The organism is Rhizobium sp. N621 (assembly GCF_001664325.1).
Taxonomy (GTDB): Bacteria; Pseudomonadota; Alphaproteobacteria; order Rhizobiales; family Rhizobiaceae; genus Rhizobium; species Rhizobium esperanzae.
Genome location: NZ_CP013495.1, coordinates 3,301,792 through 3,326,686 on the forward strand (window position 1 = coordinate 3,301,792; position 24,895 = coordinate 3,326,686).

At 61.5% G+C, this 24,895-nt stretch carries 22 protein-coding genes; 11 read left to right on the forward strand and 11 right to left on the reverse strand.

Annotated features, from left to right (window positions below; all coding sequences use genetic code 11):
* Positions 1-32 precede the first annotated feature (32 nt).
* Positions 33-1,241, forward strand: coding sequence for an MFS transporter (locus tag AMK00_RS16050; protein WP_064804281.1), 1,209 nt, complete (start codon positions 33-35; stop codon positions 1,239-1,241).
* Between the two features lie 133 nt (positions 1,242-1,374).
* Here AMK00_RS16050 and AMK00_RS16055 read toward each other — a convergent pair whose 3' ends face one another.
* Positions 1,375-2,274 (reverse strand): DMT family transporter, encoded by a 900-nt coding sequence (locus AMK00_RS16055; RefSeq protein ID WP_064804283.1) that lies wholly within the window; start codon positions 2,272-2,274, stop codon positions 1,375-1,377.
* Between the two features lie 428 nt (positions 2,275-2,702).
* Here AMK00_RS16055 and AMK00_RS16060 point away from each other — a divergent pair, with 428 nt between their 5' ends.
* The 3 genes from AMK00_RS16060 to AMK00_RS16070 are packed head-to-tail and all read left to right on the forward strand — an operon-like array spanning position 2,703 to position 5,890.
* On the forward strand, positions 2,703-4,112 hold the full coding sequence (locus AMK00_RS16060; RefSeq protein WP_064804285.1) for a circularly permuted type 2 ATP-grasp protein: 1,410 nt from the start codon (positions 2,703-2,705) through the stop codon (positions 4,110-4,112).
* Positions 4,112-5,053 carry an alpha-E domain-containing protein gene (locus tag AMK00_RS16065; RefSeq protein WP_064804287.1) on the forward strand — a complete coding sequence of 314 codons (942 nt, stop codon included), beginning with the start codon at positions 4,112-4,114 and terminating at the stop codon, positions 5,051-5,053. Before AMK00_RS16060 ends, AMK00_RS16065 begins: the two co-directional genes overlap by 1 nt.
* 12 nt (positions 5,054-5,065) lie before the next feature.
* A complete protein-coding gene (locus AMK00_RS16070) occupies positions 5,066-5,890 on the forward strand; it encodes a transglutaminase family protein (protein ID WP_064804289.1) in 825 nt (274 codons plus the stop codon).
* Between the two features lie 20 nt (positions 5,891-5,910).
* Here the strand turns inward: AMK00_RS16070 and AMK00_RS16075 are convergent, their stop codons facing one another.
* The 8 genes from AMK00_RS16075 to chvE all read right to left on the reverse strand — a co-directional run bounded on the left by AMK00_RS16075 (position 5,911) and on the right by chvE (position 15,026).
* The gene (locus AMK00_RS16075; protein ID WP_064804290.1) at positions 5,911-6,321 is read right to left on the reverse strand and encodes a type II toxin-antitoxin system VapC family toxin; all 411 of its coding nucleotides are present in this window, start codon (positions 6,319-6,321) and stop codon (positions 5,911-5,913) included.
* Positions 6,318-6,560: a type II toxin-antitoxin system Phd/YefM family antitoxin gene (locus AMK00_RS16080; RefSeq protein ID WP_170965846.1), complete on the reverse strand. Its 243-nt coding sequence runs from the start codon at positions 6,558-6,560 to the stop codon at positions 6,318-6,320. Before AMK00_RS16080 ends, AMK00_RS16075 begins: the two co-directional genes overlap by 4 nt.
* 146 nt (positions 6,561-6,706) lie before the next feature.
* Positions 6,707-8,446: an L-arabinonate dehydratase gene (araD, locus tag AMK00_RS16085; protein ID WP_064804293.1), complete on the reverse strand. Its 1,740-nt coding sequence runs from the start codon at positions 8,444-8,446 to the stop codon at positions 6,707-6,709.
* A gap of 61 nt (positions 8,447-8,507) precedes the next feature.
* Positions 8,508-9,941, reverse strand: coding sequence for an aldehyde dehydrogenase family protein (locus AMK00_RS16090; RefSeq protein WP_064811048.1), 1,434 nt, complete (start codon positions 9,939-9,941; stop codon positions 8,508-8,510).
* Between the two features lie 66 nt (positions 9,942-10,007).
* Complete coding sequence (gene araD1 / locus AMK00_RS16095) at positions 10,008-11,003, reverse strand: AraD1 family protein (RefSeq protein WP_064811740.1); 996 nt, start codon at positions 11,001-11,003, stop codon at positions 10,008-10,010.
* A gap of 115 nt (positions 11,004-11,118) precedes the next feature.
* Positions 11,119-12,330, reverse strand: a complete 1,212-nt coding sequence (gene mmsB, locus AMK00_RS16100) for a multiple monosaccharide ABC transporter permease (RefSeq protein ID WP_064811049.1) — start codon at positions 12,328-12,330, stop codon at positions 11,119-11,121.
* A complete protein-coding gene (gene mmsA / locus AMK00_RS16105; RefSeq protein ID WP_064804299.1) occupies positions 12,327-13,865 on the reverse strand; it encodes a multiple monosaccharide ABC transporter ATP-binding protein in 1,539 nt (512 codons plus the stop codon). Before mmsA ends, mmsB begins: the two co-directional genes overlap by 4 nt.
* A 96-nt stretch (positions 13,866-13,961) precedes the next feature.
* Positions 13,962-15,026 (reverse strand): multiple monosaccharide ABC transporter substrate-binding protein, encoded by a 1,065-nt coding sequence (chvE, locus tag AMK00_RS16110; protein ID WP_004668889.1) that lies wholly within the window; start codon positions 15,024-15,026, stop codon positions 13,962-13,964.
* 271 nt (positions 15,027-15,297) lie between these two features.
* Here chvE and AMK00_RS16115 point away from each other — a divergent pair, with 271 nt between their 5' ends.
* From AMK00_RS16115 to AMK00_RS16125, 3 genes are all read left to right on the forward strand, one after another.
* The gene (locus AMK00_RS16115) at positions 15,298-16,305 is read left to right on the forward strand and encodes a LysR family transcriptional regulator (protein ID WP_064804301.1); all 1,008 of its coding nucleotides are present in this window, start codon (positions 15,298-15,300) and stop codon (positions 16,303-16,305) included.
* A 97-nt stretch (positions 16,306-16,402) separates the two neighbouring features.
* Positions 16,403-16,864 carry a hypothetical protein gene (locus AMK00_RS16120; protein ID WP_064804303.1) on the forward strand — a complete coding sequence of 154 codons (462 nt, stop codon included), beginning with the start codon at positions 16,403-16,405 and terminating at the stop codon, positions 16,862-16,864.
* Positions 16,865-17,168: 304 nt separating this feature from the next.
* Positions 17,169-18,038 carry a Hint domain-containing protein gene (locus AMK00_RS16125; protein WP_064811050.1) on the forward strand — a complete coding sequence of 290 codons (870 nt, stop codon included), beginning with the start codon at positions 17,169-17,171 and terminating at the stop codon, positions 18,036-18,038.
* Between the two features lie 187 nt (positions 18,039-18,225).
* On the opposite strand, the gene AMK00_RS16130 is transcribed toward AMK00_RS16125, so the two are convergent.
* Positions 18,226-18,501 carry a hypothetical protein gene (locus AMK00_RS16130; protein WP_064811051.1) on the reverse strand — a complete coding sequence of 92 codons (276 nt, stop codon included), beginning with the start codon at positions 18,499-18,501 and terminating at the stop codon, positions 18,226-18,228.
* 157 nt (positions 18,502-18,658) lie between these two features.
* On the opposite strand from AMK00_RS16130, the gene iolG reads away from it, so the two are divergent.
* Positions 18,659-19,651: an inositol 2-dehydrogenase gene (gene iolG / locus AMK00_RS16135; RefSeq protein WP_064811052.1), complete on the forward strand. Its 993-nt coding sequence runs from the start codon at positions 18,659-18,661 to the stop codon at positions 19,649-19,651.
* A gap of 326 nt (positions 19,652-19,977) precedes the next feature.
* On the opposite strand, the gene AMK00_RS16140 is transcribed toward iolG, so the two are convergent.
* Positions 19,978-21,201 carry an ROK family transcriptional regulator gene (locus AMK00_RS16140; protein WP_064811053.1) on the reverse strand — a complete coding sequence of 408 codons (1,224 nt, stop codon included), beginning with the start codon at positions 21,199-21,201 and terminating at the stop codon, positions 19,978-19,980.
* A gap of 271 nt (positions 21,202-21,472) precedes the next feature.
* Here AMK00_RS16140 and xylF point away from each other — a divergent pair, with 271 nt between their 5' ends.
* The 3 genes from xylF to AMK00_RS16155 all read left to right on the forward strand — a co-directional run bounded on the left by xylF (position 21,473) and on the right by AMK00_RS16155 (position 24,885).
* The gene (gene xylF / locus AMK00_RS16145; protein WP_064804312.1) at positions 21,473-22,513 is read left to right on the forward strand and encodes a D-xylose ABC transporter substrate-binding protein; all 1,041 of its coding nucleotides are present in this window, start codon (positions 21,473-21,475) and stop codon (positions 22,511-22,513) included.
* A 261-nt stretch (positions 22,514-22,774) separates the two neighbouring features.
* Complete coding sequence (locus AMK00_RS16150; protein ID WP_064811054.1) at positions 22,775-24,088, forward strand: sugar ABC transporter permease; 1,314 nt, start codon at positions 22,775-22,777, stop codon at positions 24,086-24,088.
* Positions 24,089-24,102: 14 nt separating this feature from the next.
* A complete protein-coding gene (locus AMK00_RS16155; protein WP_064804315.1) occupies positions 24,103-24,885 on the forward strand; it encodes an ATP-binding cassette domain-containing protein in 783 nt (260 codons plus the stop codon).
* The last annotated feature ends 10 nt before the right edge of the window (positions 24,886-24,895 follow it).

Below are 24,895 nucleotides of genomic sequence, written 5' to 3' on the forward strand. Positions count from 1 at the left end.
CTATGAAATCTCCGAACACAGGAGATCCATCTATGACGGACACAACATCACAATTCGACGGGGCGGCAATTGGCCTGGAGACGACTGAACCATCCGCGTGGAGCGCGGCGACCTGGTTTGCTGTTGTTTCGATGGCGGCCACCAGCTTTGCATTGGTATCTGCTGAATTCCTGCCGGCGGGCCTGTTGACGCCGATGGCGCGCGATCTCGGCATTTCCGAGGGAACGGCCGGACAGGTCGTCACCGCCACCGCTTCCGTCGGCGCCGTGGCGGCCCTGCTGAGCAATGTTCTCATCGGCAGACTGAACCGCAAGGCGGTGCTGGTCGGTCTCAGTGCGTTGGCGGTCGGCTCCAATATTCTTGCATCGTTGGCGACCGATTTTTGGCTGTTGCTGTTGGGCCGGGCCGGGTTGGGCATCGCGCTCAGCGGCTTTTGGGCGCTTTCAGTGGCCGTCGTGGCGAGGCTGGTCGGCGCCAGCGCGACAGGTCGGGGCATGGCTATCGTCACCCTCGGCGTTTCGCTCGCCACGATAGCTGCACCATCAATGGGTGCTTTGATCAGCGATTGGCTTGGATGGCGCAGCGCCATGGCGATGACAGCCGGGCTTGCCGCGCTTGCCATGCTGCTGCAGCTCCTCAGCCTGCCGACGCTCCCTGCAAACACAAGCAACAGTCTCGCGGATGTTTTCCGGCTGACACGACGGGGCGGCATTCAACTGGGAATGCTTGCTATCCTTTTGCTGATGACCGGGCATTTTGCCGGGTCGGTTTATGTGCGTCCTTTCCTCGAACAAGTGACGCTCCTTGAAACCAGATCGATCGCCCTGGCACTGCTCGGGTTTGGCGTCGCATCCGTGATCGGCAATGTTGCCGGTGGCCGGATGGCCGACGCGAGCATCCGCATAGCACTGGCTGTCACCGCGGTATTGATGTCCTTTGCAGCGCTCGCTCTGGTGCTTTGGGGCACTCATACCGGCGCCGCGTTCGCGCTCGTCACGCTTTGGGGCTTTGCCTTCGGCATGGCGCCGGTAGTGCTACCGACCAATCTTTCCCGCGCGGCCCCCGACGCTCTCGAGGCGGCCGGTAGTCTGATGGTCGTTTCTTTTCAGGTGGCCATCAGCATCGGCGCGGTTTTTGGAGGTTACATCGTCGACCACTACGGCGCTGTGGGACCCTTGACTCTCACCGCTCTCCTGGCTGCGTCAACGGTTGCCTTGGCGCTGCTGCAGCCCCGCAGCTGATCGTTGCTTCCTACTTGATGGGCCGAGTAGCGCCCTACGGCACTCTGGATATGAGGTCGTCGGCAATCGCCGGCGACCACGGTCAGTTGAGGTTCAGGCCATCCGGTTGTTCGACCTTGGCGCAGCCATCAGCCTATACGCTCGCCTGCGCCTGCTGAACGACCCTGCGGTTTGTCATATATACGCCTGTCACGACGATCACCGTGCCCAGAATCAACGGCAGCGTCAGCCGCTCCCCGAACGCGATGAAGGCTTCGAGCGCGACGGCCGGCGGCATCAGGTAGATCAGCGAGGCGGCGCGCGAGACCTGCCCGCGGCGGATCAGGTAAAGCAGCAGCCCGACACCGCCCATCGACAGGCCGAAGACCGACCAGAGAAGCGCGCCGTAGGCCTGCGCGGTGCCGTCGAAATGCTGGTGTTCGAAAATCAGCGACAGCGGCAGGGTGAGGATGAGAGCGCCGACATATTGCAGCGTCGCGATGGTCCTGAGGTCACCGGATTGCAGGTGTTTCTTCTGGTAAAGCGTGCCGTAGGTGACGGAGCCCATGGCGATGAGGTTGATCGCCAGCGGTAGCGCGGCATGGTTGAGATCGGCCGTCGCCGGATCGAAGAGCTTCGGCGAAATCGCGATGGCAATACCGATGAAGCCGAGAGCGAGGCCGAGCTGCTGGGTCTTCTGCAGCCGCTCACCGACGAGAAAGGGCGCCGCCATCGCCGTCAGCAACGGCTGCAGCGCCGCGATGATGCCCGAGATGCCGGCCGGCACGCCATTGGCGATCGCCCACCAGAGGCCGGCGAGATAGAAGCCGTGCAAGAAAAAGCCGGAATAAATCGCGCGGAACCATGTCGTCCGACTTTTCGGCCATTGCGCCTTGGTCACTAGGCAAAAGGCCAGGAAGGCTAAAGCCGACAGCGCATAACGTATCGAAAGAAAGGTAAAGGGCTCGGAATGCAGCGCCGCAAATTTCGCCACGACCCAGCCTGTGGACCAGAGCAGAACGAAGACGGCGGGGGCAAAACGGTCGAGGGACATGGGGCAGCTCGAAGACAAAGAGTTGCCGTGCTGATAGCCGCACGCTGCAGCCGCAGTCAAAGGCGAAGCATTGATGTTTATTTGAAATTTTGCTGATGGTTGAGGTGGAGGGATGAGCGCGACCCGCGTCCCTGTGAGTCCAATAGAGGGGGGCGCCACACGGCACACCCTCTCCTCGTCACAGGAATTAATAGCATGTGCAGTTGCGCCTGCACCTTTAACCCACCGCGACCGACCAAAAGCCAATCAAATGCTCACATTTTGCGCAGTCTCTACGAAGCAACCATCCTGCACGTCTCCCCGCACTGCTCCAAACGCCCGAATTTTCACCCTTTCCCGCACCGCAAAATCTTTTCCCCGAACTGCGCATGGTTCTTGCATTGCAATTTGCGTTGTATTCAAATGAACAAAAAAGGGGAGCCGCACCTTTGGCATTTGATGAAATGATTACCGGGGACGAGAGCCCCCGCCCGCCTTATGAAAAATATTTCGAGTGGTACAACAGCCAAGACCGGTCGCATCTGATTGCCAAGTCCCGCGACGCGGAAAATATCTTCCGCAAGACCGGCATCACCTTCGCCGTTTACGGCCACGCCGATAGCTCCGAAAAGCTCATCCCCTTCGACATCATTCCCCGCATCATCTCCGCCCGCGAATGGCGCAAGCTGGCCCAGGGTATCGAGCAGCGGGTAATCGCGCTCAACGCCTTTCTGGATGATATCTATCACAAGCAGGAGATCATCCGCGCCGGCCGCATCCCGCGCGAACTGATCGAAAACAATGTCGCCTTCCTGTCCGAGATGATCGGCTTCCGCCCGCCTGGCGGCGTCTACACCCATATCGTCGGCACCGACATCGTACGAACAGGCGAAGACCAGTTTTACGTGCTGGAGGATAATGCCCGCACGCCTTCCGGTGTCAGCTACATGCTGGAAAACCGGGAAACCATGATGCAGATGTTCCCGGAGCTCTTCCACGAGAACAAGGTGCAGCGCGTCGAGGATTATCCCTACCTCTTGCGCCAGAGCCTCGCCTCGCTTGCTCCTCCCGGCTGCACCGGCAAGCCGCGCGTCGCGGTGCTGACCCCGGGCATCTACAATTCGGCCTATTACGAACACTCTTTCCTGGCCGACATGATGGGCGTCGAACTGGTCGAGGGCTCGGATCTGCGCGTCATCGACGGCAAGGTGAAGATGCGCACGACCCGCGGCTACGAGGCGATCGACGTGCTCTACCGCCGCGTCGACGACGATTTCCTCGATCCGCTGACATTCCGGGCCGATTCCGCCCTCGGCATTCCCGGCATCATGGATGTCTACCGCTCCGGCAACATCACCATCGCCAATGCGCCGGGCACCGGCATATCGGACGACAAGGCGATTTATTCCTACATGCCGGAGATCGTCGAATTCTATACCGGCCGCAAGGCGCTGCTCGAAAACGTGCCGACCTGGCGCTGCTCGGAAGCATCAAGCCTGAAATACGTGCTGGAGCACCTGGAGGAGCTGGTCGTCAAGGAAGTGCACGGCTCCGGCGGCTATGGCATGCTGGTTGGACCGACGGCATCAAAAAGGGAGCGCGCCGATTTCGCCGAGAAGCTGAAGGCCAAGCCGAACAATTACATCGCCCAGCCGACGCTGTCGCTCTCCACCGTGCCGATCCTCGTCAACAAGGGCATCGCGCCGCGCCATGTCGACCTTCGCCCCTATGTGCTCGTCTCCGACAAGGTCCAGATTATCCCGGGCGGGCTTACCCGCGTGGCGCTGAAGCAGGGCTCGCTGGTGGTCAATTCCAGCCAGGGCGGCGGCACCAAAGACACCTGGGTACTGGAGGACTGATGCTCGGAAGAACCGCAAACGGCCTCTACTGGATGTTCCGTTACATCGAGCGCGCCGAAAATATCGCCCGTCTGGTCGATGCCGGGCTACGCATGTCGCTCACCCGCAGCAGCGCCGGCGACGACAACTGGGACGGGGTGCTGCAAAGTGCCGGCGTTCGCGAGGCCTATGACGAGGGCCACGCCAAGCTGACCAATGCCGACGCGATCGATTATCTCCTGCGCGATCGTTCCAATCCGTCGAGCGTCATGTCCTGCATCGACTTCGGCCGCAACAATGCCCGCATGGTGCGCACCGCTCTGACACGCGAGACCTGGGAAGCGACCAACGAATGCTGGATCGAGCTGAAGGCGCTGCTCGAAAAGCGCGTCAAGGCCGCCGACCTGCCTGAGGTGATCGACGTCATCAAGCGCCGCGCCGGCCTCATCCGCGGCGCCTTCCATGGCTCGACACTGCGCAACGAGCTCTATAATTTTGCCCGCATCGGCACCTTCATCGAGCGGGCGGACAATACGAGCCGCATCCTAGACGTGAAATATTACGTGCTGCTGCCTTCGGTCTCGGCGGTCGGCTCCTCGCTCGACAACGTCCAGTGGGAATCGATCCTGCGCTCGGTCTCCGCGCACCGTGCCTATAGCTGGGCCTATGACGGCGAATACCGGGCAATGAACATTGCCGATTTCCTCACCCTCAATGTCCAGATGCCGCGCTCGCTTGCCTATTGCTATGAGAAGATCGTCAGCAATCTCGGCTATCTCGCCCAGGATTATGGCGAGCGGCTCCCCGCCCACGATACCGCGGATGCAATCCGCACCACGCTGCAGACGAGGGCAATCCGCGACATCATGGATCAGGGCCTGCATGAGTTCCTGGAGGATTTCGTCTCGCGCAACAACCAGCTCGGCATGGAAATTTCCGATGGCTACCGGTTCTACGTTTAAGCGGATCACAATATGAGATTGAAGATCAGCCACCTCACCGAATACCGCTACGACGAACCGGCGAAATTCTCCCTGCAACGGCTGAGGCTGACGCCGCCGGCGACTTCAGGCCAGAAGATGCTCGCCTGGTCGCTGAAGGTCGAGGGCGCCACGCCCGAAGTGGAGTATGACGACCAGTACGGCAACCACGTCAACCTGGTCTCGCTGGAAGGCGAGCAGCAGGTGACGCGCATTCTCGCCGAAGGCGAGGTCGAAACCGCGGATCTCAACGGCGTCATCGGCCCGCACACCGGCTTCTGCCCGCTCTGGCTCTTCCTGCGCGAGACGCCGCTCACCAAGGGCGGCAAGCTGGTGAAGGAACTGATCAAAGGCGTCAGCGGCGATAACGAACTCGGCCGTATGCATGCGCTGATGGCCGCCATCCACGAAACCGTCGACTACCGGCCCGGCACCAGCGACACCGCGACGACGGCCGAACAGGCGCTGGAGAAGAAAAGCGGCGTCTGCCAGGACCATGCGCACATCTTCGTTGCCGCCGCCCGCGCCCTGCAGGTGCCGGCGCGTTATGTCTCTGGCTATCTGATGATGGAAGAAAAGGTCGAACAGGCGGCGACCCATGCCTGGGCCGAAGCCCATATTCCCGGCCTCGGCTGGGTCGGCTTCGACCCGGCCAATGAAATCTGCCCGGATGAACGATATGTTCGCGTCGCATCGGGCCTCTGCTACCGCGACGCCGCCCCGATCTCAGGCATGCGCATCGGCACGCCGGGGGAAACACTGTCGGTCACCGTGAAGGTAGAGGACAGCGGCCAGATGCAAAGCCAGAGCCAGAGCTGAGCGACGCCGGGAAGCCATGTCTATCCAGCCGCAACGACCTGGAGGTGACCCCGCGCTCCATAGCTGAGGATTGCCTGATCCGCCGTCAGCAAAGGTATGCGATGAAACCGGGCTGTGGCGGTGATGATGCGGTCCGCGGGGTCGGCATGAAACTCTCCAGGCAGCCGAACGCTGTCTATCGCGATGGAAGGCTCGATCGGCGCGAGCTGAAGCCCGGGGAGCGACAGAGCGCTGTCGATCCATCGCCCGACATCGTCGCCGAGCGCCAGGCGCCCCTTCTGCACGAGCATGGCGATTTCCCAAGGTGTGATCGCCGAAATCAGGATACGGCTTTTCTCCGTCATCTCATTGATGATGCGCCGGGCTTGCGAATCGAGGCGCGCATCGTCCTGCATCGCCCAGACGAGGATATGCGTGTCGATGACGATCAACGGAGGGCGTCCCAATCCTCCGGCTCAACGGCCGGAGACAGAGGATCGTCATAGTGCAATACGCTGCCCTTCATCGCGCCGATGATACTCTTGCGTTCGCCTGTGTCGCGCGCCGGGGAAAGCACGGCAACCGGCTTTCCGCGCTTGGTGATGACGATGGATTCATCGTCGCTGCGCATCTGATCGATCAGATTCAGACATTTCGCCTTGAATTCCGCAGCACCGACCACCTTTGACATGACCATACCTCCTGTACACCTGTACAGCATATAGCACTATATCTGCATTCAACAAGTTCGAGCGCGATCGGTTCGAAGGAAATCTTCAACAAAAAGGCGGAGCAAAAGCCCCGCCTCTTCCGCGATTCCAGATCGGCAAACCCTGCTCAGTGGCTGTCCTTGCCCACCGCGTTTCCGCGACATCCCTTGAGGAAGTCGAGATCGGCGCCGGTATCGGCTCCTTCGACATGCTGCTGATGCAGGAAGGCATAGCCCGATGTCGGCAGATCATGGTTCGGCTGCCATTCGGCAAGACGGCGCGCCAGTTCCTCGTCTGAAATGTCGAGATGCAGACGACGGTTCGGAACGTCGAGCTCGATCATGTCGCCGGTCTTGACGACCGCGAGCGGGCCGCCGACCGCCGCTTCCGGCGAGGTATGCAGCACGACGGTGCCGTAGGCGGTTCCGGACATGCGGGCGTCTGATATACGCACCATGTCGAGGATGCCCTTCTTCAGCACCTTCGGCGGCAGGCCCATATTGCCGACTTCGGCCATGCCGGGATAACCCTTCGGCCCGCAGTTTTTCATCACCATGACGCAATTCTCGTCGATGTCGAGATTGTCGTCGTTGATCTTGGCCTTGTAGTCGTCGATGTCCTCGAACACGACCGCCCTGCCCCGGTGCACCAGCAGATGCGGCGAAGCAGCCGAAGGCTTCAACACCGCGCCCTTGGGCGCGAGGTTGCCGCGCAGCACGACGATGCCGCCGGAAGAGGTCAGCGCCTTTTCGGCCGGCAGGATCACGTCCTCGTTCCAGTTGACGACGTCCTTGACCTCGTCCCAGACGGTTTCGCCGGACACTGTCAGCGCATCCTTGTGCAGGAGGCCCGCCTCGCCGAGGCGCTTCAGCACGACCGGCAGGCCGCCGGCATAGAAGAACTCTTCCATCAGGTACTTGCCCGACGGCATCAGGTTGACGATCGTCGGAACGTCGCGGCCACAGCGGTCCCAATCGTCGAGCGTCAGGTCGATGCCGACGCGGCCTGCAATGGCGAGCAGATGGATGACGGCATTGGTCGATCCACCGATCGCCGCATTGGTGCGGATGGCGTTCTCGAAGGCCTGTTTCGTCATGATCTCCGAGGGCTTCAGATCGTCCTTGACCATCTGCACGATACGGCGGCCGGTCAGCTGCGCCATGACCTTGCGGCGGGAATCGACGCCGGGGATCGCGGCATTGCCTGACAGCGCCATGCCGAGCGCTTCGGCCATCGACGCCATCGTCGAAGCCGTGCCCATGGTATTGCAGGTGCCCGACGAACGGCTCATCGAAGCTTCCGCTTCGAGGAACTCGGCCTGCGTCATCTCGCCGGCCTTCACCATTTCGGAGAACTTCCACAGATGCGTGCCGGAGCCGACGCGTTCGCCGCGGAAATAGCCGTTCAGCATCGGACCGCCGGTGACGACGATCGACGGCAGGTCGCAGGAGGCCGCGCCCATCAGCAGCGACGGTGTGGTCTTGTCGCAGCCGACGAGCAGCACGCAGCCATCCATCGGCTGGCCACGGATCGCCTCTTCTACCGCCAGCGCCGCAAGATTGCGGTACATCATCGCGGTCGGGCGGAAGGTGTTTTCCGATGCCGAGAACACCGGCACTTCGAGCGGGAAGCCGCCGGCCTCCCACACACCCGCCTTCACCTTCTCGGCGAGCTCTCTGAGATGGCCGTTGCAGGGGGTCATATCCGACCAGGTGTTGAGGATCCCGATGACAGGCCGTCCGTCGAACAGGTCGTGCGGATAACCCTGATTCTTAAGCCAGCCGCGATGATAAATCACGTCGCGGCTCGTGCCGCCGTACCATTCCTGCGACCTCAGCCTGCGCGGCCATTCCGCTTTCTTCTTCATAATCTCCGTCCTTCAGGTGATTGCCGGGCCGCCTCGTACGGCCCGGGTCATCGGATATGTCTCAAGCCAGCGTGTAGGCCGTCTTGACCACAGTAAAGAATTCGCTCGCATACTTGCCCTGCTCACGCGGGCCATAGGACGACCCCTTGCGGCCGCCGAACGGAACGTGGAAATCGACGCCTGCCGTCGGCAGGTTGACCATGACCATGCCGGCTTCCGAATTGCGCTTGAAATGCGTCGCATGTTTCAGGCTGGTCGTGGCGATGCCGGCAGAAAGGCCGAATGGCGTGTCGTTGGCGAGGGCAAGCGCCTCGTCGTAATCCTTCGCGCGGATCATCGAGACGACGGGTCCGAAGATTTCCTCGCGCGAAATGCGCATCTGGTTGGTCGCTTCGGTAAACAGCGTCGGCTGCAGATAGAAGCCGGGCGTTTCGCGCGAGATGACCTCGCCGCCGAAGGCGAGCTTGGCGCCTTCCTTTTTGCCGATCTCGATATAGTCGGTGTCGGTCTTCAGCTGTCGCTCGTCGACGACGGGGCCGATGTGGGTTCCGGCCTTCAGCGCATTGTCGACGACCAGCGTCTTCAGCTTCTCGGTCAGCGCCGCGACGAACTTGTCGTGGATGCCTTCGGTGACGATCAGGCGCGACGAGGCCGTGCAGCGCTGGCCGGTGGAGAAAAAGCCGGAGTTGGCGGCAGCTTCGACGGCGACGGAAAGATCGGCATCGTCAAGCACGACCATCGGGTTCTTGCCGCCCATCTCCAGCTGGAACTTGCGGTTATGCTCGATGGAGGCGGCAGCGACGCGCCGGCCGGTGCCGGTGGAACCGGTAAAGGTAATGCCGTGAACGTCGGGGCTTTCGAGCATCGCCTGGCCGACGACCGAGCCCTTGCCCATGACGAGGTTCAGAACGCCCTTCGGCAGCCCTGCCCTATTGAGGATATCGACGATCGCCCAGGAGCAGGCGGGCACCAGTTCGGCCGGCTTGAAGACGATGGTGTTGCCGTAGCAAAGCGCAGGAGCAATCTTCCAGGCGGGAATGGCGATCGGAAAGTTCCACGGCGTGATGATGCCGATCACGCCGAGCGCTTCGCGGGTGATCTCGACGCCGATATTCGGGCGAACCGACGGGATGACCTCGCCGGCCAGACGAAGGGCTTCGCCTGCGAAGAATTCGAAGATCTGCGAAGCGCGAATGACTTCGCCGGTCGCTTCCGGCAGGGTCTTGCCCTCTTCGCGGGCAAGCAGCGCGCCGAGCTCGTCCTTGCGCGCCATGATCTCGTCGCCGGTCTTCTTCAGGATGACGTGGCGCTCCCAGATGCCCGAGCGCGACCAAGCCGGAAAGGCGGCCTTGGCAGCGGCGATGGCGTTTCTCGTATCCTCAGCGCTGCCATCGGCATAGAGGCCGACGACCTCGTTCGTATCCGACGGATTGATGTTCTTCGTCGCGTTGGTGCCGACCCACTCGCCGGCGATCAGGTTTTGATAAATGGTCATGGGCTGAACAAGCCTCCTTTACCGTTTACATCACGGCCGGCCACGGACGCAGCCAGGCCTCGAAAATCAGAGCTGCTTGACAGCAATCTCTTCTTCGGCCGCCACCTTCAGCGGATTGCGCAGCGGCAGGCCGAATTCGGCGACTTCGATTTCGAAGACATCGCCCTCTTCCGCCTTGATGCCGTCGGCAAAGGACAGTGTCGCGGTGCCGAACATATGGACATGCACGTCCCCCGGGACACGGAAGATGCCGTATTTGAAGTGGTGATATTCGAGGTTCGCAAAGGTGTGCGACATGTTCGCCTCGCCGGAGAGGAACGGCTTTTCGAAGATCACCTTGTCGCCGCGCTTGATGCGCGAGGTGCCGCGAATATCGTCGGGCGCGGCGCCGATGCGGATTTCCGGACCATAGGCGGCCGGGCGCAGTTTCGAGTGGGCCAGATAGAGATAGTTGATCCGTTCGGTGACGTGGTCCGAAAACTCGTTCGACAGGGCAAAGCCGATGCGGAACGGCGAGCCGTCCTTGGCGATGACGTAGATGCCGGCCATTTCAGGCTCTTCGCCGCCGTCGAGCGCGAAGGAGGGCGAGACGAGCGGCGCGCCCGGCGCTGCCGTACCATAGCCGTTGCCCTTGTAGAACCATTCGGGCTGCACGCCTCTTTCGCCAGCCTTGGGCTTGCCGTTCTCCAGGCCCATCTTGAACATCTTCATCGAGTCGGTCAGCGTTTCTTCGGCCGCCTCGCTGGTCTTCTTGTGCATGGAATCGCGGGTGGCGGCCGAGCCGAGATGGGTGAGCCCGGTGCCGGTCAGATGCAGGTGGGCGGCGTCGGGATGGGTGATCGGCGGCAGAAAACGGCCTTCCGCATAGGCTTTTTCAAGGTCGACGGCCTCGCCGTAACCATGGGCCTCGATAACAGCGGCAAGCGACTTGCCGCCGTCGGCAGCTTCCATCGCCAGCGCATAGACGCTACCGGCATTGTTGACCGACCTGGCCGCGCCGCCCTGCTCGCGCACGGCGACGACGATCTCTCCGTTGGCACCCTTGATCTGGGAAATAAGCACGACTTCAATCCTTCTCGTTTCGGCGAGTCTCAGAAAAAGCTCCGCCTGTCCGGCTCCCACGGGAGCCGGAATCCATCATCCATATGACTGCGAATGCCTGGCTGCGCTTAGGCGCTCAGCCCTTATTCTTGTTGTAGACGTCGAAGAACACGGCAGCGAGAAGCACCGCACCCTTGACCATCTGCTGCGAGTCGGTGCCGAGACCGTGGATCGACATGCCGTTGTTCATGATGCCCATGATCAGCGCGCCGATGACTGCACCCGTCACCTTGCCGACGCCGCCCTGGGCCGACGCGCCGCCGATGAAGCAGGCGGCGATGACGTCGAGCTCGAGGCCGAAACCGCCCTTGGCCGTCGCCGAGTTGAGGCGCAGTGCGACGATCAGGCCGGCGAGACCGGCGAGCAGACCCATATTGGCGAAGGTCAGGAAGGTCAGCCGCTCGGTGTTGATACCGGAAAGCTTGGTGGCCTTCTCGTTGCCGCCCATGGCGTAGATGCGCCGGCCGATCGTCGTGCGACGGGTAATGAAGGCATAGGCAGCGACGAGGACGAGCATGACGACAAGCACGTTCGGGAAGCCGCGATAAATCGACAGCTGATAGCCGAGCCCCAGGATGGCGAGCGAGACTATGATGTTCTGGGCAAGGAAGAAGCCCATCGGCTCGACGTCGTTGCCATGCTTCTCGTTCGACAGGCGCTTGCGCCACGCCAGATAGAAGAGGGTCACGGCGCCGACGACCGTCAGGATGATCGAGGTCGAGTTGATGCCGCCCATATCGACAAGGTTGGGCAGGAAGCCGATGCTGATCAGCTGGAACTCAGGCGGGAACGGACCGATGCTGGTGCCGGTGCCCGATGCCGTCATCACGAACAGCGTCAAGCCGCGGAAGACCAGCATGCCGGCGAGCGTGACGATGAAGGACGGGATCTTGTGATAGGCGACGAAATAGCCCTGAACGCCGCCAACGACCGCGCCGAGAGCAAGACACACGACACCCGCCAGGACGTAGTTGGTATGCCACTGCACCGTCATCACGCCGGCGATGGCGCCGATGAAGCCGACGACGGAGCCGACCGACAGATCGATATGGCCGGCAACGATGACCAGCAGCATGCCGAGCGCCATGATGACGATGAAGGAGTTCTGCAGAATGATGTTGGTCAGGTTGAGCGGCCTGAAGAGAACGCCACCGGTCGAGAACTGAAAAAACACCATGATCGCGATGAGTGCGATGAACATGCCGTATTCGCGGATGTTGCCGCGGATATAGTCCCCGATCGAGACGACACGCCCCTGCTCAGCGATGGGTTGATTGATCGGCGTCATTGTTTCTTCTCCCCTGAGCGCATGATAGCGCGCATGATGGTTTCCTGGCTTGCTTCTCCCTTCGGCAGTTCAGCGACGATGCGTCCTTCGTTCATCACGTAGATGCGGTCACAAGTGCCAAGCAGTTCGGGCATTTCCGACGAGATCATCAGAACGCCTTTCCCATCGGCGGCAAGCTGGTTGATGATGGTATAGATTTCGTATTTCGCGCCGACATCGATGCCGCGCGTCGGCTCGTCCAGGATCAGGACATCGGGGCCGGAGAACAGCCACTTCGACAGCACCACCTTCTGCTGGTTGCCGCCGGAAAGATTAACCGTTTCCTGGAAGATGCTGGAGGAGCGGATGCGCAGCTTCGAGCGATAATCGGTCGCAACCCGCGATTCCTTGACGCTGTCGATCACCGAGGCATTCGAAACCGCCTTCAGATTGACGAGCGTCGTATTGTGCAGGATCGTGTCGTTGAGCACCAGGCCGAGCTGCTTGCGGTCTTCGGTGACGTAGGCGAGCCCGGCGTCGATCGCCTTGCGCACGGTGCTGACGTCGACCGGCTTGCCGTGCATCAGCGCCTCGCCCGAGACCTTGTGGCCATAGGACTTGCCGAACAGGCTCATGGCGAATTCGGTGCGCCCTGCCCCCATCAGCCCGGCGATACCGACGACTTCACCCTTGCGGACGGTGACGTTGATATTGTGCAGGACCTGACGGTCGCGGTGCTGCTGGTGATAGGCGTTCCAGTTCTTCACTTCGAGAATGGTTTCGCCGATCGGCACCGAACGCGGGGGATAGCGATCTTCGAGATCGCGGCCGACCATGTTGCGGATGATGATGTCTTCGCTGATCTCGTCGGCGTGACAGTCGAGCGTCTTGACGGTCATGCCGTCGCGCAGGACGGTGATCTGGTCGGCGACCTTACGGATCTCGTTCAGCTTGTGGGAAATGATGATGGAGGTGATTCCCTGTTTGCGGAACTCCATCAGCAGGGTGAGCAGCGCATCGGAATCGCTTTCGTTGAGCGACGCCGTCGGCTCGTCGAGGATGAGCAGCTTGACGCTCTTCGACAGCGCCTTGGCGATCTCGACGAGCTGCTGCTTGCCGACACCGATGTCGGTCACCAGCGTGTTCGGAGATTCGGACAGGCCGACTTTCTTGAGCAACTGCTTGGTACGGTTGAAGGTCTCGTCCCAGCTGATGACGCCGCTCTTGGCGTTCTCGTTGCCGAGGAAGATGTTTTCGCCGATCGACAGCAACGGCACGAGCGCCAATTCCTGGTGGATGATGACGATGCCGATTTCTTCGGAGTCCCTCAGCGCCTTGAAGTTGCGCGTCTCGCCTTCATAGACGATGTCGCCGTCATAACTTCCGGTGGGGTAAACACCCGAGAGCACTTTCATCAGGGTCGATTTGCCGGCCCCGTTTTCGCCTACCAATGCGTGAATTTCACCCTTGCGAACCTTGAGGTTCACGTTCTCCAGCGCCTTGACGCCCGGGAACGTCTTGGTGATGCTCCGCATTTCGAGGATGGTATTGTCCATAGTCAAAGTTCCAGCGTCCCCAGCCCGTCAATGGATGGGTAATCATAAAATCGAAGGCCGGAACCCGCAAGCGCAGGCTCCGGCCTCCAGCTTAACTTACTTCAGCTTGTCTTCGGTGTAGTAACCGCTGTCGACCAGGATCTGCTTGTAGTTGGTCTTGTCGACGGCAACCGGCTTCAGCAGATAGGACGGAACGACCTTGACGCCGTTGTCGTAGGTCTTGGTGTCGTTGACCTCAGGCTCCTTGCCGGACATGACGGCATCGACCATGGCAACCGTGACCTTGGCGAGTTCGCGGGTGTCCTTGAAGATCGTCGAGTGCTGTTCGCCAGCGATGATCGACTTGACCGACGGGATTTCAGCGTCCTGACCGGTGACGATCGGCAGCGGCTGGGCAGCCGTACCGTAACCAACGCCCTTCAGCGAGGAGATGATGCCGATCGAGAGACCGTCATAGGGAGACAGGACGGCGTCGACCTTGGCGTCGGTGTAGTTAGCCGAGAGCAGGTTGTCCATGCGGGCCTGGGCCGTTGCCGGATCCCAACGCAGCGTGCCGACCTTGTCCATGCCGGTCTGGCCGGACTTCACGACGAGCTTGCCCGAGTCGATGTAGGGCTGCAGGACGGACATTGCGCCATCATAGAAGAAGAAGGCGTTGTTATCATCCGGCGAACCGCCGAAGAGTTCGATGTTGAACGGGCCCTTGCCATCCTTGAGGCCGAGGCCGTCAACGATGGAGTTAGCCTGCAGAACGCCGACCTGGAAGTTGTCGAAGGTGGCGTAGTAGTCGACGTTGCCCGAATCGCGGATCAGACGGTCATAAGCGATGACCTTGATGCCGGCATCGTGAGCCTTCTGGAGAACGTCGGAAAGCGTGGTGCCGTCGATCGAAGCGATGACGAGAACCTTGACGCCCTTCGTAACCATGTTTTCGATCTGCGAAAGCTGGTTCGGAATGTCGTCGTCGCCATACTGCAGATCCGTGCCGTAACCGGCAGCCTGGAGCTGCTTGACGATGTTGTTGCCGTCGTCGATCCAGCGGGCCGAAGCCTTGGTCGGCATGGCAATACCGACAGTGCCCTTGTCGGCGGCCATAGCCGGTGCAACGAACGAAGCGACGCCGAAGGCAGCCGCAGCCATCAATGAGATAATGGATTTCATTTCTCTCTCCCTTGTTAATAGAGCAGCGGACGGAAAACCGCCCGCCCCGAAACTGTGGCAGGTTCCGTATTGGATAGTTACTTCAGATGGTGAGAAACGAAGTAGGTCTCCTCCACGATCTCACACGTGTTGAGTGCCAACCAGCACACGGCGGCAAACTGGTATGGATTCCTATAACTGTCAAATAGAATAAGTGGTAATGTGCATAACAATTTTGGTATATCGTTAAAAAGTATTACTTTTGATGGAGCGCAGTGGGGAGGCTGCAACCATGACGATCGTTTCAGAGCCAATTTCGATGGATCACGTCGATATCCACAGCGACAATTTCGGCGACGACAGCTTTCTTCGTTCGGGACTTAAGCTGAATCACCTGCGCATCATCGTCGCAATCGAAGATAGTGGACAGATTTCCGCAGCCGCGGATGTGCTCAACATCTCGCAGCCCGCCGCATCGCGCATGCTGTCGGAAATGGAGGCGATCACCAAGACGTCGCTTTATGAACGCGTCGCCCGCGGCGTGGTGCTGACGACCTTCGGCGCGGCGCTCGCCAGACGTGCCCGCAAGATCCTGTTGGAGCTGCGCGAGGCGAGCCGCGAGATCGGCGAATTGAAGAGCGGCAAGGGCGGCTCGGTCTTCATCGGCGCGGTGACGGCGCCGGCCATGAGCCTCGTCGTGCCGGCGATTAACAGGGTGCGCAAGGCCTATCCCGGCATCGAGATCAACATCCAGGTGGAGACGAGCAACGTGCTCGCCCGCGAGCTGCTTGCCGCCCGCCATGACTTCATCATCGGCCGCATTCCCGACGACCTCAACCCGCGCCTGTTCGAGGTGAAAGAGATCGGCATCGAACGGGCCTGCCTGATCGTGCGCAACCGCCATCCGCTCCTTAAAAGAAAGAAGACGAGCAGTCTTTCCGACGTCAGGGATTACGACTGGGTGTTCCAGCCGCCGGGCACGCTGCTGCGCCGCACGATCGAAGACATCTTCCTGTCGCGCGGCGTGGCGCTGCCGGAGAACATCGTCAACACCTCCTCGCTGCTGCTCACCTGCGCCATCGTCTGCGAAACCGATGCGATCGCCCCCGTCGCCGTCGACGTCGCCCATTTCCTTGCAAGCCAAGGTGCCAAGGCGTCCGACGTGCGCATGCTGCCGATCGATTTCGACATCAACGTCAAGCCCTACAGCCTGATCACGGCGAGAGAACGGGCGCTGCCGCCGAGCGCCAAGCTGCTCTACGACATCATCCTCGAGGAGAGCCGCAAGCAGGGCGGCTAGAGCGCGACGCGGTTTTCGGGCGAGATCATGCTCCATCGATTTAACCGCAAGCTCTGCGCCATCTTGCCCAGATCTTATGTCGTCGAGAGGAAGGCGCATGCTGTTCGGACAATCGGTATTTCAATCAGTGCTCGAGCGGCTGAAGGCGGAGGAAGAACCGGCCGAACAGACGCACGCGCCGGCTGCCCACCGCGTATCCGGGCTTGCCACCGGCCTCGCATTCGATGTCATGGAAGGCATCTCGGTCGCCTCGCAGCGGATCGGCGATGCTTATTTCGACAATCTCGGCAGCGAGCCTGCAGCCGAGGAGGCTCTTCCGCCGGAGCCGGAACCCGTCATGCCGGACCATCTCGCCCGCATTGCTCCGGAAGAGATCGCCGTCGAACTGGCGATCGCCGCCGCCGATACCCAACAGACGCTGAACGAGAAGCGGCGCACCTTTGCCAAAGCCAATCATCCTGACGGCGTCGCAGAGCCTTTCCGCGACAATGCCAACAGGCGCATGATGATCGCCAATCTGCTGATCGACGAGGCGATGCGCCGCCTGCCACATAGCTGAAGCTATCTCGAGGGCGGGTAAACACTCCGAAGCCATGGAGGAGCCGCCATCCGGCTCGGTACGCGCACGCTATATGTGCTGTTTTCCCGCGATTCAACCGGTCACGACAGTACTCAGTTCGATTCTTTCGCGCTTTGGTAGCATATAAACCTCCCGCTTTTTGGTATCTGACATAGCGTATTTCGCGACCTCATAACCCCTGCCTACGCCCTTTTCAGTAGGGCACAGCGCTAACTGGCGAAATTGAATGCGATACAACACGTTGTAGCATCGAGCGGTTTAATGTTTTCAGGAGACCGCCCGCATGTCATCTACGGAAGATCCGAAGCAGCCGCGCAACACTGCGCGCAGACATTTTCTAGGCGTAGCGGCAGCCGCCGGCGCTCGTCTCGCCGGCGTGGCGGCCATGGCCACGGCAATTTCCACCTCTCCGGCCAAAGCGATGGGTCGGCGTTGGGGACGGGGCGGCTCCGGTGGACACGGAGGTTCCGGCGGGAGCGGTGGCCCAGGCGGAAGAGGTGGCCATGGCGGCAGCGGCGCAAATTGCTTCCTGCGGGGAACGGCGATCCTGACGGATGGCGGGGAGAAGCCCGTCGAGGATCTCAGCGTCGGCGATCGCGTTGCCCTTCCGGACGGCAGCAGCCGTGCGGTCAAGTGGGTCGGCCGCCAAAGCTTCAAGAAGAGCGGCGCACGCTGGCAAAAAGACGTCGTGCCGATCCGGGTTTGCCGCCACGCACTGGACGGGCGCACCCCACATTCGGATCTCTATCTGTCGCCTGGCCATGCGCTATACCTGAACGGCATTCTGATCCAGGTGAAGGAGCTCGTGAACGGCACGACGATCGCACCGGTTGCTCCCGCCGCCGACGGCTCAATCGACTACTATGCCGTCATGCTCGATACGCACGAAGTTATCCTAGCCGAAGGTGCTGCGGCCGAGTCCTTCCATCTGCAGAACAGCAATCACGAAAACTTCTGCAATTTTGCAGAGTACCAGCGTCTCTATGAAGAGGAACGCAGCGTGATGACACCCTTTGCGCCGTTGTTGGGAGGCGGCTGGTCGCATTTGAAAGCGCTTCTCCTTCTCGGCGTCTCGCCGCTCGTATCGATACGCGATCCCTTCGGCAATGCCTGCGAAAAGATCGACGCGCAAGCTAGGGAATTGTCACTCTGACACGACGGGAATGCGCGGAGACCGGGCTCACTGCACGCGGAACGTGCGCCGGTCTTGCAATAGTATCGAACAAAGATGTCAAGCGCGGCGCGCATCGGAACGAGCGCGGCGCGCTTCGATTATTGGGCTGAGACCAAGCGGATGATGCTAGCCGATCGCCTACGCGCTGCGGCGAATTGCCCGCTGATTATTCCGCCTGCCCGCCTTTCGAAGGCTTTTCCGCGGATGTCTCGGGCTCGTCCTCTCCCTCGGCATCAGGCTGCACAACCGGCTCGGCCGCCTGCGGCTTGAAGGTCCAGAACAGCATATAGAAGGCATAGGCGCCGGCCGCCGCGGAGATCACCGCCCAGAAGGGATCGCCGCCGATAATCTCGACCGCGGCCCAGCCGAAGCAGACGGCAACGATGCCGGCACGCACCCAGAGTCGCTGGTATGCCGGATGGTTCGGATCGATCAGTTGCATGTCTGTCCCCGCGGTCGCATTTTGTCGCACTGTCCTTTAGTTTGAATCTTGCAAATGTGAAAGAGTCGCGGGCTTGACGCGACGCAAAGATGATGGAATGAAAATTTCAGATTTTTGGCAATTCGGTTTATTTGTTCCGAATTCAAGGGAGATTGGAATGACTGTAAGATTTGGTCTTCTCGGCGCCGGCCGCATCGGCAAGGTTCACGCCAAGGCCGTCAGCGGCGACGCCAATGCGACTCTGGTCGCCGTCGCGGACGCCTTTCCGCAGGCGGCTGAGGCGATCGCTTCGGCCTATGGCTGCGATGTCCGCACCATCGAGGCAATCGAAGCCGCCAAAGACATCGACGCCGTCGTTATCTGCACGCCGACGGACACCCATGCCGACCTGATCGAGCGCTTCGCCCGCGCCGGCAAGGCGATCTTCTGCGAAAAGCCGATCGATCTCGACGTCGCCCGTGTCAAGGCCTGCATCAAGGTGGTGGAAGAGACCGGCGCCAAGCTGATGGTCGGCTTCAACCGCCGCTTCGACCCGCATTTCATGGCCGTGCGCAAGGTGATCGACGACGGCAAGATCGGCGATGTCGAAATGGTGACGATCACCTCGCGCGACCCAGGCGCCCCGCCGGTCGATTACATCAAGCGCTCGGGCGGCATCTTCCGCGACATGACGATCCACGATTTCGACATGGCTCGCTTCCTGCTCGGCGAAGAGCCGGTCTCCGTGCTGGCGACCGCTGCCGTGCTGGTTGATAAGGCGATCGGCGAAGCCGGCGACTATGACAGCGTCTCGGTGATCCTGCAGACCAAATCCGGCAAGCAGGCCGTCATCTCCAACTCCCGCCGCGCCACCTATGGCTACGACCAGCGCATCGAAGTGCACGGTTCCAAGGGCATGGCGGCAGCCGAAAACCAGCGCCCGGTCTCGATCGAAGTGGCGAACGGCGACGGCTACACCCGCCCGCCGCTGCATGATTTCTTCATGACCCGCTACACCGAAGCCTATGCCAACGAGATCGCCGCCTTCATCGCCGCGATCGAAAAGGGCACGAAGATCTCGCCATCGGGCGCCGACGGTCTGGCAGCGCTGGCGCTCGCCGACGCCGCCGTCCAGTCGGTCAAGGAAGGCAAGCTCATCAAGATCGGCTGACGGTCCTCTCCCGACCAGAAGTCGTGCATGAGATGGCCGGGCTCTGCCCGGCCGTTTTGCGTTTGTGGGATAGGCTCAAAAAGGCACCTCCTCACAGCGAAAAGGGAGAGTTCGACGGAGCCTGGCCCCTTCGCCCCAGCGGGGAGAAGGTGGCCCGAAGGGTCGGATCAGGGGGCCGCGGACGCAAGGCCGGCCGGTCCAAGCTACCAGCTGCTCCAAGGCCTAAAACAGTATTGACGGAGACTTAAAGAAATCTCTGTCGGCGGTTGTGGCCCCCTCATCCGCCCTTCGGGCACCTTCTCCCCGCTGGGGCGAAGGGGGAACCACTACTCCCCGCCCGGAATACCCGAGACCACGATATCCTGGTCGATCACCGAGAGCGCCCGGTTGAGATGACCTTCGAAGACGAGGATGGGTTCTTCGGGGACGATGCGGATCTCAGGCATGCCTTCCATGCGCACGATATGCGACTGGCCGAGGCCCTCTTCGATGCCCTGGCGCAGCAGGTCGTAGTAGCGGGTGCCAGGGCCGGTGATGGCGATGGGCATGCGTTCGGTGAGGCTCAGCATGCGCGACAGGCCGTTGCCGAGCGCCAGCCCCGCCTGGCGGAAAGCGAAGGTGGAGGTGCGGTGGCCCTGGCGGGCGCGGGCGGCGATCTTGTCGAGCTCGGCGACGGGGACGAATTTCGCCGGGATCGTATCGAGCGGCACTTCGAAGGCGCTGCGCAGGATGGCGTAGAAGCCGGCATACGCCTCGATGCAGCCGCGGGTGCCGCAGCGACAGAGACCGCCACCCGCCATGTGCAGCATATGGCCGAAATTAGGAGCCGAGATCTCCTGGCCGGTCTGGCCGCCGCGCCGGACGATTCCGAGCCCGATGCTGTGGCCGAGCGAAAGTGCGGCGAGCGAACGGAAATCGGCGCCCTTGGCGATCTCCTCGCGGGCACCGAGCGCGGCGGCAACGAGCAGCGTCTCGTTGTCGAGAATGACCTTGGCCTGCCAGTCCGGCCGCAGCGCCGATTCGAAATCGATCTGGTCGCTGCCGAAGATCGGCGACCACAGAAGGACCGGCTCGGCGGAATGGACGAGGCCCTTGGAACTGATCGAGATCAGCAGCACCTTGTCCTGGGAGATCCGGGAACGATCGAGAATGCGCGAAAGCCCGGCCTGCACCGCGGCGACGAAGCGGGTGGCACCCGCCGGATTATGCGAGCGCTCCTCGCTGAAACGGTCGATCAGCTTGCCGGCATAATCCACAAGCGAATATTGCACCGCATCCGAAGAGATGATGACGACGATTAGATAGCCGCAATCGCGCCGCTGGCGCAAAAGCACGCGCGGCCGGCCGCGGCCGCTTGCCGCCTGCTGTTCGGATTTTTCGATGATGTGGGCGCGTTCCAGATCAGCGGTGATCGCCGAAATGGTGGCCGAGGACAGGCCGGTAAAATCGGATATTTCGGTATGGGCGAGCGCGCCGTGGCGCCGCAGCACGGACAGCACGAGCACGCTGTTTCTCTGCCGGACCAGCTCCGTGCTCGACTTGGTCAGCATGGATGCCGCCCTCTCCTCCTGCTTTCTGAGACCATGACGCCGCCCGAAAATCGTTCACGGTTTTCGGCATCATGCTCTTCATCGCCCTCACCTTCCCCTGCATCTCCGGTCGCTTTTGCGCAAGCCAATTAAGCCGGCGATGCAGAGTTGACAGTTGAAAAAATCTCTGACAGTTAATTTCTCGACTGTCGAGAAAAAAATCTCGGCAGCTTTCGCGGTGGCCGGAGGAAGCGTGGGCTGGGCCGGTCGCAACTCACTCGGGAGGACAATTATGAAGTCTATTATGAAACTGATGGCAGGGGCTGCCATTCTCGTTTCCGTGCATACTGCCGCCATGGCTGCCGATCTCGTCGTCGGCGTTTCCTGGTCGAATTTCCAGGAAGAGCGCTGGAAGACGGACGAAGCCGCCATCAAGAAGGCTCTCGAAGCCAAGGGCGCCAAATATATTTCCGCTGACGCGCAGTCCTCGGCCGCTAAGCAGCTGACCGACGTCGAATCGCTGATCTCGCAGGGCGCCAACGCGCTGATCATCCTTGCCCAGGATTCCGACGCCATCGGCCCGGCGATCGAAAAGGCCGCTGCCGAAGGCATTCCGGTCGTCGGCTACGACCGTCTGATCGAAAACCCGGCTGCCTTCTACATCACCTTCGACAACAAGGAAGTCGGCCGCCTGCAGGCTCAGGGCGTCTTCAAAGCCAAGCCGGAAGGCAACTACGTCTTCATCAAGGGCTCGTCTTCCGACCCGAACGCCGATTTCCTGTTCTCCGGCCAACAGGAAGTGCTGAAGGCTGCGATCGACGCCGGCAAGATCAAGAATGTCGGCGAAGCATATACCGACGGCTGGCTGCCGGAGAACGCCCAGCGCAACATGGAGCAGTTCCTGACCGCCAACAACAACAAGGTTGACGCCGTCGTCGCCTCCAACGACGGCACGGCCGGCGGCGCAATCGCAGCGCTCGACGCCCAGGGCCTCGCCGGCTCCGTTCCGGTTTCCGGCCAGGACGGCGACAAGGCGGCGCTGAACCGCATCGCTCTCGGCACGCAGACGGTTTCCGTCTGGAAGGACAGCCGCGAACTCGGCAAGCGCGCTGCTGAAATCGCTCTCGACCTCGCCGGCGGCAAGGACATGAGCAAGATCGATGGCGCACAGGCCTTCAAGGGCGGCCCGAAGGGCGTGGAAATGCAGTCGGTCTTCCTGAAGCCGCTGGCGATCACCAAGGACAATCTGAACGTCGTCATCGACGCCGGCTGGATTTCCAAGGCTGAAGCCTGCCAGGGTGTGAAGGCCGGCACGGTTGCTGCCTGCAAATAAGCGAGCTTTGAACTAGAATAGCCGGCGCCGCAGCGGAACCAGCTGCGGCGCCGCATGCGGACGGGAATTCCAACGACGAAGTTTTCTCCGCCTCGCCGCACCATCGCGGATTTGCATTCCCTGCCGGAAGGATGTCGCGTCGCCACGCCACGGTTTCCGGAAGCATCGCGATGGTCAGTTGAAGAACAGACGATGACGCCGCCCACAATTTCAGGCACGCCGGCGCAGCCGTCCAAACACAATGGGGGAACGGCAAAACCCATGGCCGAAATGGTTAAATCAACGACATCAAGCGGGCCGCGAACGGCGGAAGCGAATGCGGTGACCCGCTTCTTCCGCGCAACCGAGATCGACACACGCCTGCTCGGCATGATCGGCGCGCTCATCATCATCTGGATCGGTTTCCACGTCATCACCGGCGGCCTGTTCCTGACCCCGCGCAATCTCTGGAACCTTTCGGTCCAGACGACCGATATCGCGATCATGACGACGGGCATGGTGCTGATCATCGTCACCCGCAACATCGACCTTTCGGTCGGTTCCGTGCTCGGCCTCTGCGGCATGATCATGGGCGTGACGCAGGCCAAGATCCTGCCGGAATATATCGGCTTCGACAGCCCCTTCACCTGGGTGATCACGCTGCTGATCGGCATCATCGCCGGCGGCCTGATCGGCACCTTCCAGGGCATGATCATCGCCTTCCTCAACGTTCCCTCCTTCATCGTCACCCTCGGCGGCCTGCTCGTCTGGCGCGGCGCAACCTGGCTCGTCACCAGCGGCCAGACGGTCGCCCCCATGGACCAGACCTTCCGCATCATGGGCGGCGGCGCGGAGGGCTCGATCGGCGCCACCTGGAGCTGGATCGTCGGCATCGCCGCCTGCCTCTTCGTCATCGCCAGCATCATCGGCTCGCGCCATCAGCGCCGCCGCTTCGGCTTTCCGCGCCGGCCGATCTGGGCGGAGTATTTTCTCGCGATCCTCAGCTGCTTCCTGATCCTCGGCGCCGTCTCGATCGCCAACAGCTACTACTGGCCGATCAACATCGCCAAGAAATATGCCGAGACCAACAATATCCCCTGGCCGGAAACCGGTCTGGATATTCCCTACGGCATCGCCGTGCCGGTGCTGATCGCCATCGTCGTCGGCATCATCATGACCTTCATTGCCACCCGCCTGCGCTTCGGCCGCTATGTCTTTGCCATCGGCGGCAACCCCGAGGCGGCCGAACTCGCCGGCATCAAGACCCGCTGGGTGACGGTGCGCATCTTCGCGCTGATGGGCGTGCTCGCAGCCATTGCGGCGGCGATTTCCACCGCCCGTCTCAACGCCGCAACCAACTCGCAGGGCACGCTCGACGAGCTCTACACCATCGCCGCCGCCGTGATCGGCGGAACGTCGCTGGCGGGCGGCACCGGCACGATCGCCGGCGCCATGCTCGGCGCGCTCGTCATGCAATCGCTGCAATCCGGCATGGTTCTCGCCCATGTCGACACGCCGCTGCAGAGCGTCGTCGTCGGCACCGTCCTCGTCGTGGCGGTCTGGCTCGACACCGTCTACCGCGCCCGTGCCAAGTGAGAGGAGCTCCAGATATGGCTGATCAACGCACTCCCCTCGTGGAACTGAAAAACATCTCGATCTCCTTCGGCGGCATCCACGCCGTGGACAATGCCTCGGTCGATCTCTACCCCGGCGAAGTCGTCGCCCTTCTCGGCCACAACGGCGCCGGCAAATCGACGCTGATCAAGATCCTCTCCGGCGCCTACAAGCGCGACTCGGGCGAAATCCTGATCAATGGCGAGCCGGCCGACATCCGCAACCCGCGTGACGCCAAGAAATACGGGATTGAGACGATCTATCAGACGCTTGCAGTTGCCGACAATGTCGACGCCGCCGCCAACCTCTATCTCGGCCGCGAGCTGAAGACCCGCTGGGGCACGCTCGACGACGTGGCGATGGAAGCCTCGGCGCGCCAGGTGATGGGGCGGCTCAACCCCAACTTCAAGCGCTTCAAGGAGCCGGTGAAGGCGCTTTCGGGCGGCCAGCGGCAATCGGTGGCGATTGCCCGCGCCATCCTCTTCAACGCCCGCATCCTGATCATGGACGAGCCGACGGCGGCCCTCGGCCCCCAGGAGACGGCGCAGGTGGGCGAGCTGATCAAACAGCTGAAGAAGGAAGGCATCGGCATCTTCCTCATCAGCCACGACATCCACGATGTCTTCGACCTCGCCGACCGCGTCTCGGTGATGAAGAACGGCCAGGTGGTGGGCCACGCCCGCACCGAGGACGTGACCAAGGACGAGGTGCTCGGCATGATCATTCTCGGCAAGGTGCCGCCGAAAGCCATCCCCGGCCCCGGCGCCATGCAGATCTGAGCGCTACAAG

Bases quoted from the DNA above. Each gene is read 5' to 3' on its own strand.
- AMK00_RS16050 (WP_064804281.1), top strand. From the start codon at position 33: ATGACGGACACAACATCACAATTCGACGGGGCGGCAATTGGCCTGGAG.
- AMK00_RS16055 (WP_064804283.1), bottom strand. From the start codon at position 2,274: ATGTCCCTCGACCGTTTTGCCCCCGCCGTCTTCGTTCTGCTCTGGTCC.
- AMK00_RS16065 (WP_064804287.1), top strand. From the start codon at position 4,112: ATGCTCGGAAGAACCGCAAACGGCCTCTACTGGATGTTCCGTTACATC.
- AMK00_RS16070 (WP_064804289.1), top strand. From the start codon at position 5,066: ATGAGATTGAAGATCAGCCACCTCACCGAATACCGCTACGACGAACCG.
- AMK00_RS16080 (WP_170965846.1), bottom strand. From the start codon at position 6,560: ATGTCAAAGGTGGTCGGTGCTGCGGAATTCAAGGCGAAATGTCTGAAT.
- araD (WP_064804293.1), bottom strand. From the start codon at position 8,446: ATGAAGAAGAAAGCGGAATGGCCGCGCAGGCTGAGGTCGCAGGAATGG.
- AMK00_RS16090 (WP_064811048.1), bottom strand. From the start codon at position 9,941: ATGACCATTTATCAAAACCTGATCGCCGGCGAGTGGGTCGGCACCAAC.
- mmsB (WP_064811049.1), bottom strand. From the start codon at position 12,330: ATGACGCCGATCAATCAACCCATCGCTGAGCAGGGGCGTGTCGTCTCG.
- mmsA (WP_064804299.1), bottom strand. From the start codon at position 13,865: ATGGACAATACCATCCTCGAAATGCGGAGCATCACCAAGACGTTCCCG.
- chvE (WP_004668889.1), bottom strand. From the start codon at position 15,026: ATGAAATCCATTATCTCATTGATGGCTGCGGCTGCCTTCGGCGTCGCT.
- AMK00_RS16115 (WP_064804301.1), top strand. From the start codon at position 15,298: ATGACGATCGTTTCAGAGCCAATTTCGATGGATCACGTCGATATCCAC.
- AMK00_RS16120 (WP_064804303.1), top strand. From the start codon at position 16,403: ATGCTGTTCGGACAATCGGTATTTCAATCAGTGCTCGAGCGGCTGAAG.
- AMK00_RS16125 (WP_064811050.1), top strand. From the start codon at position 17,169: ATGTCATCTACGGAAGATCCGAAGCAGCCGCGCAACACTGCGCGCAGA.
- AMK00_RS16130 (WP_064811051.1), bottom strand. From the start codon at position 18,501: ATGCAACTGATCGATCCGAACCATCCGGCATACCAGCGACTCTGGGTG.
- iolG (WP_064811052.1), top strand. From the start codon at position 18,659: ATGACTGTAAGATTTGGTCTTCTCGGCGCCGGCCGCATCGGCAAGGTT.
- AMK00_RS16140 (WP_064811053.1), bottom strand. From the start codon at position 21,201: ATGCTGACCAAGTCGAGCACGGAGCTGGTCCGGCAGAGAAACAGCGTG.
- xylF (WP_064804312.1), top strand. From the start codon at position 21,473: ATGAAGTCTATTATGAAACTGATGGCAGGGGCTGCCATTCTCGTTTCC.
- AMK00_RS16150 (WP_064811054.1), top strand. From the start codon at position 22,775: ATGGCCGAAATGGTTAAATCAACGACATCAAGCGGGCCGCGAACGGCG.
- AMK00_RS16155 (WP_064804315.1), top strand. From the start codon at position 24,103: ATGGCTGATCAACGCACTCCCCTCGTGGAACTGAAAAACATCTCGATC.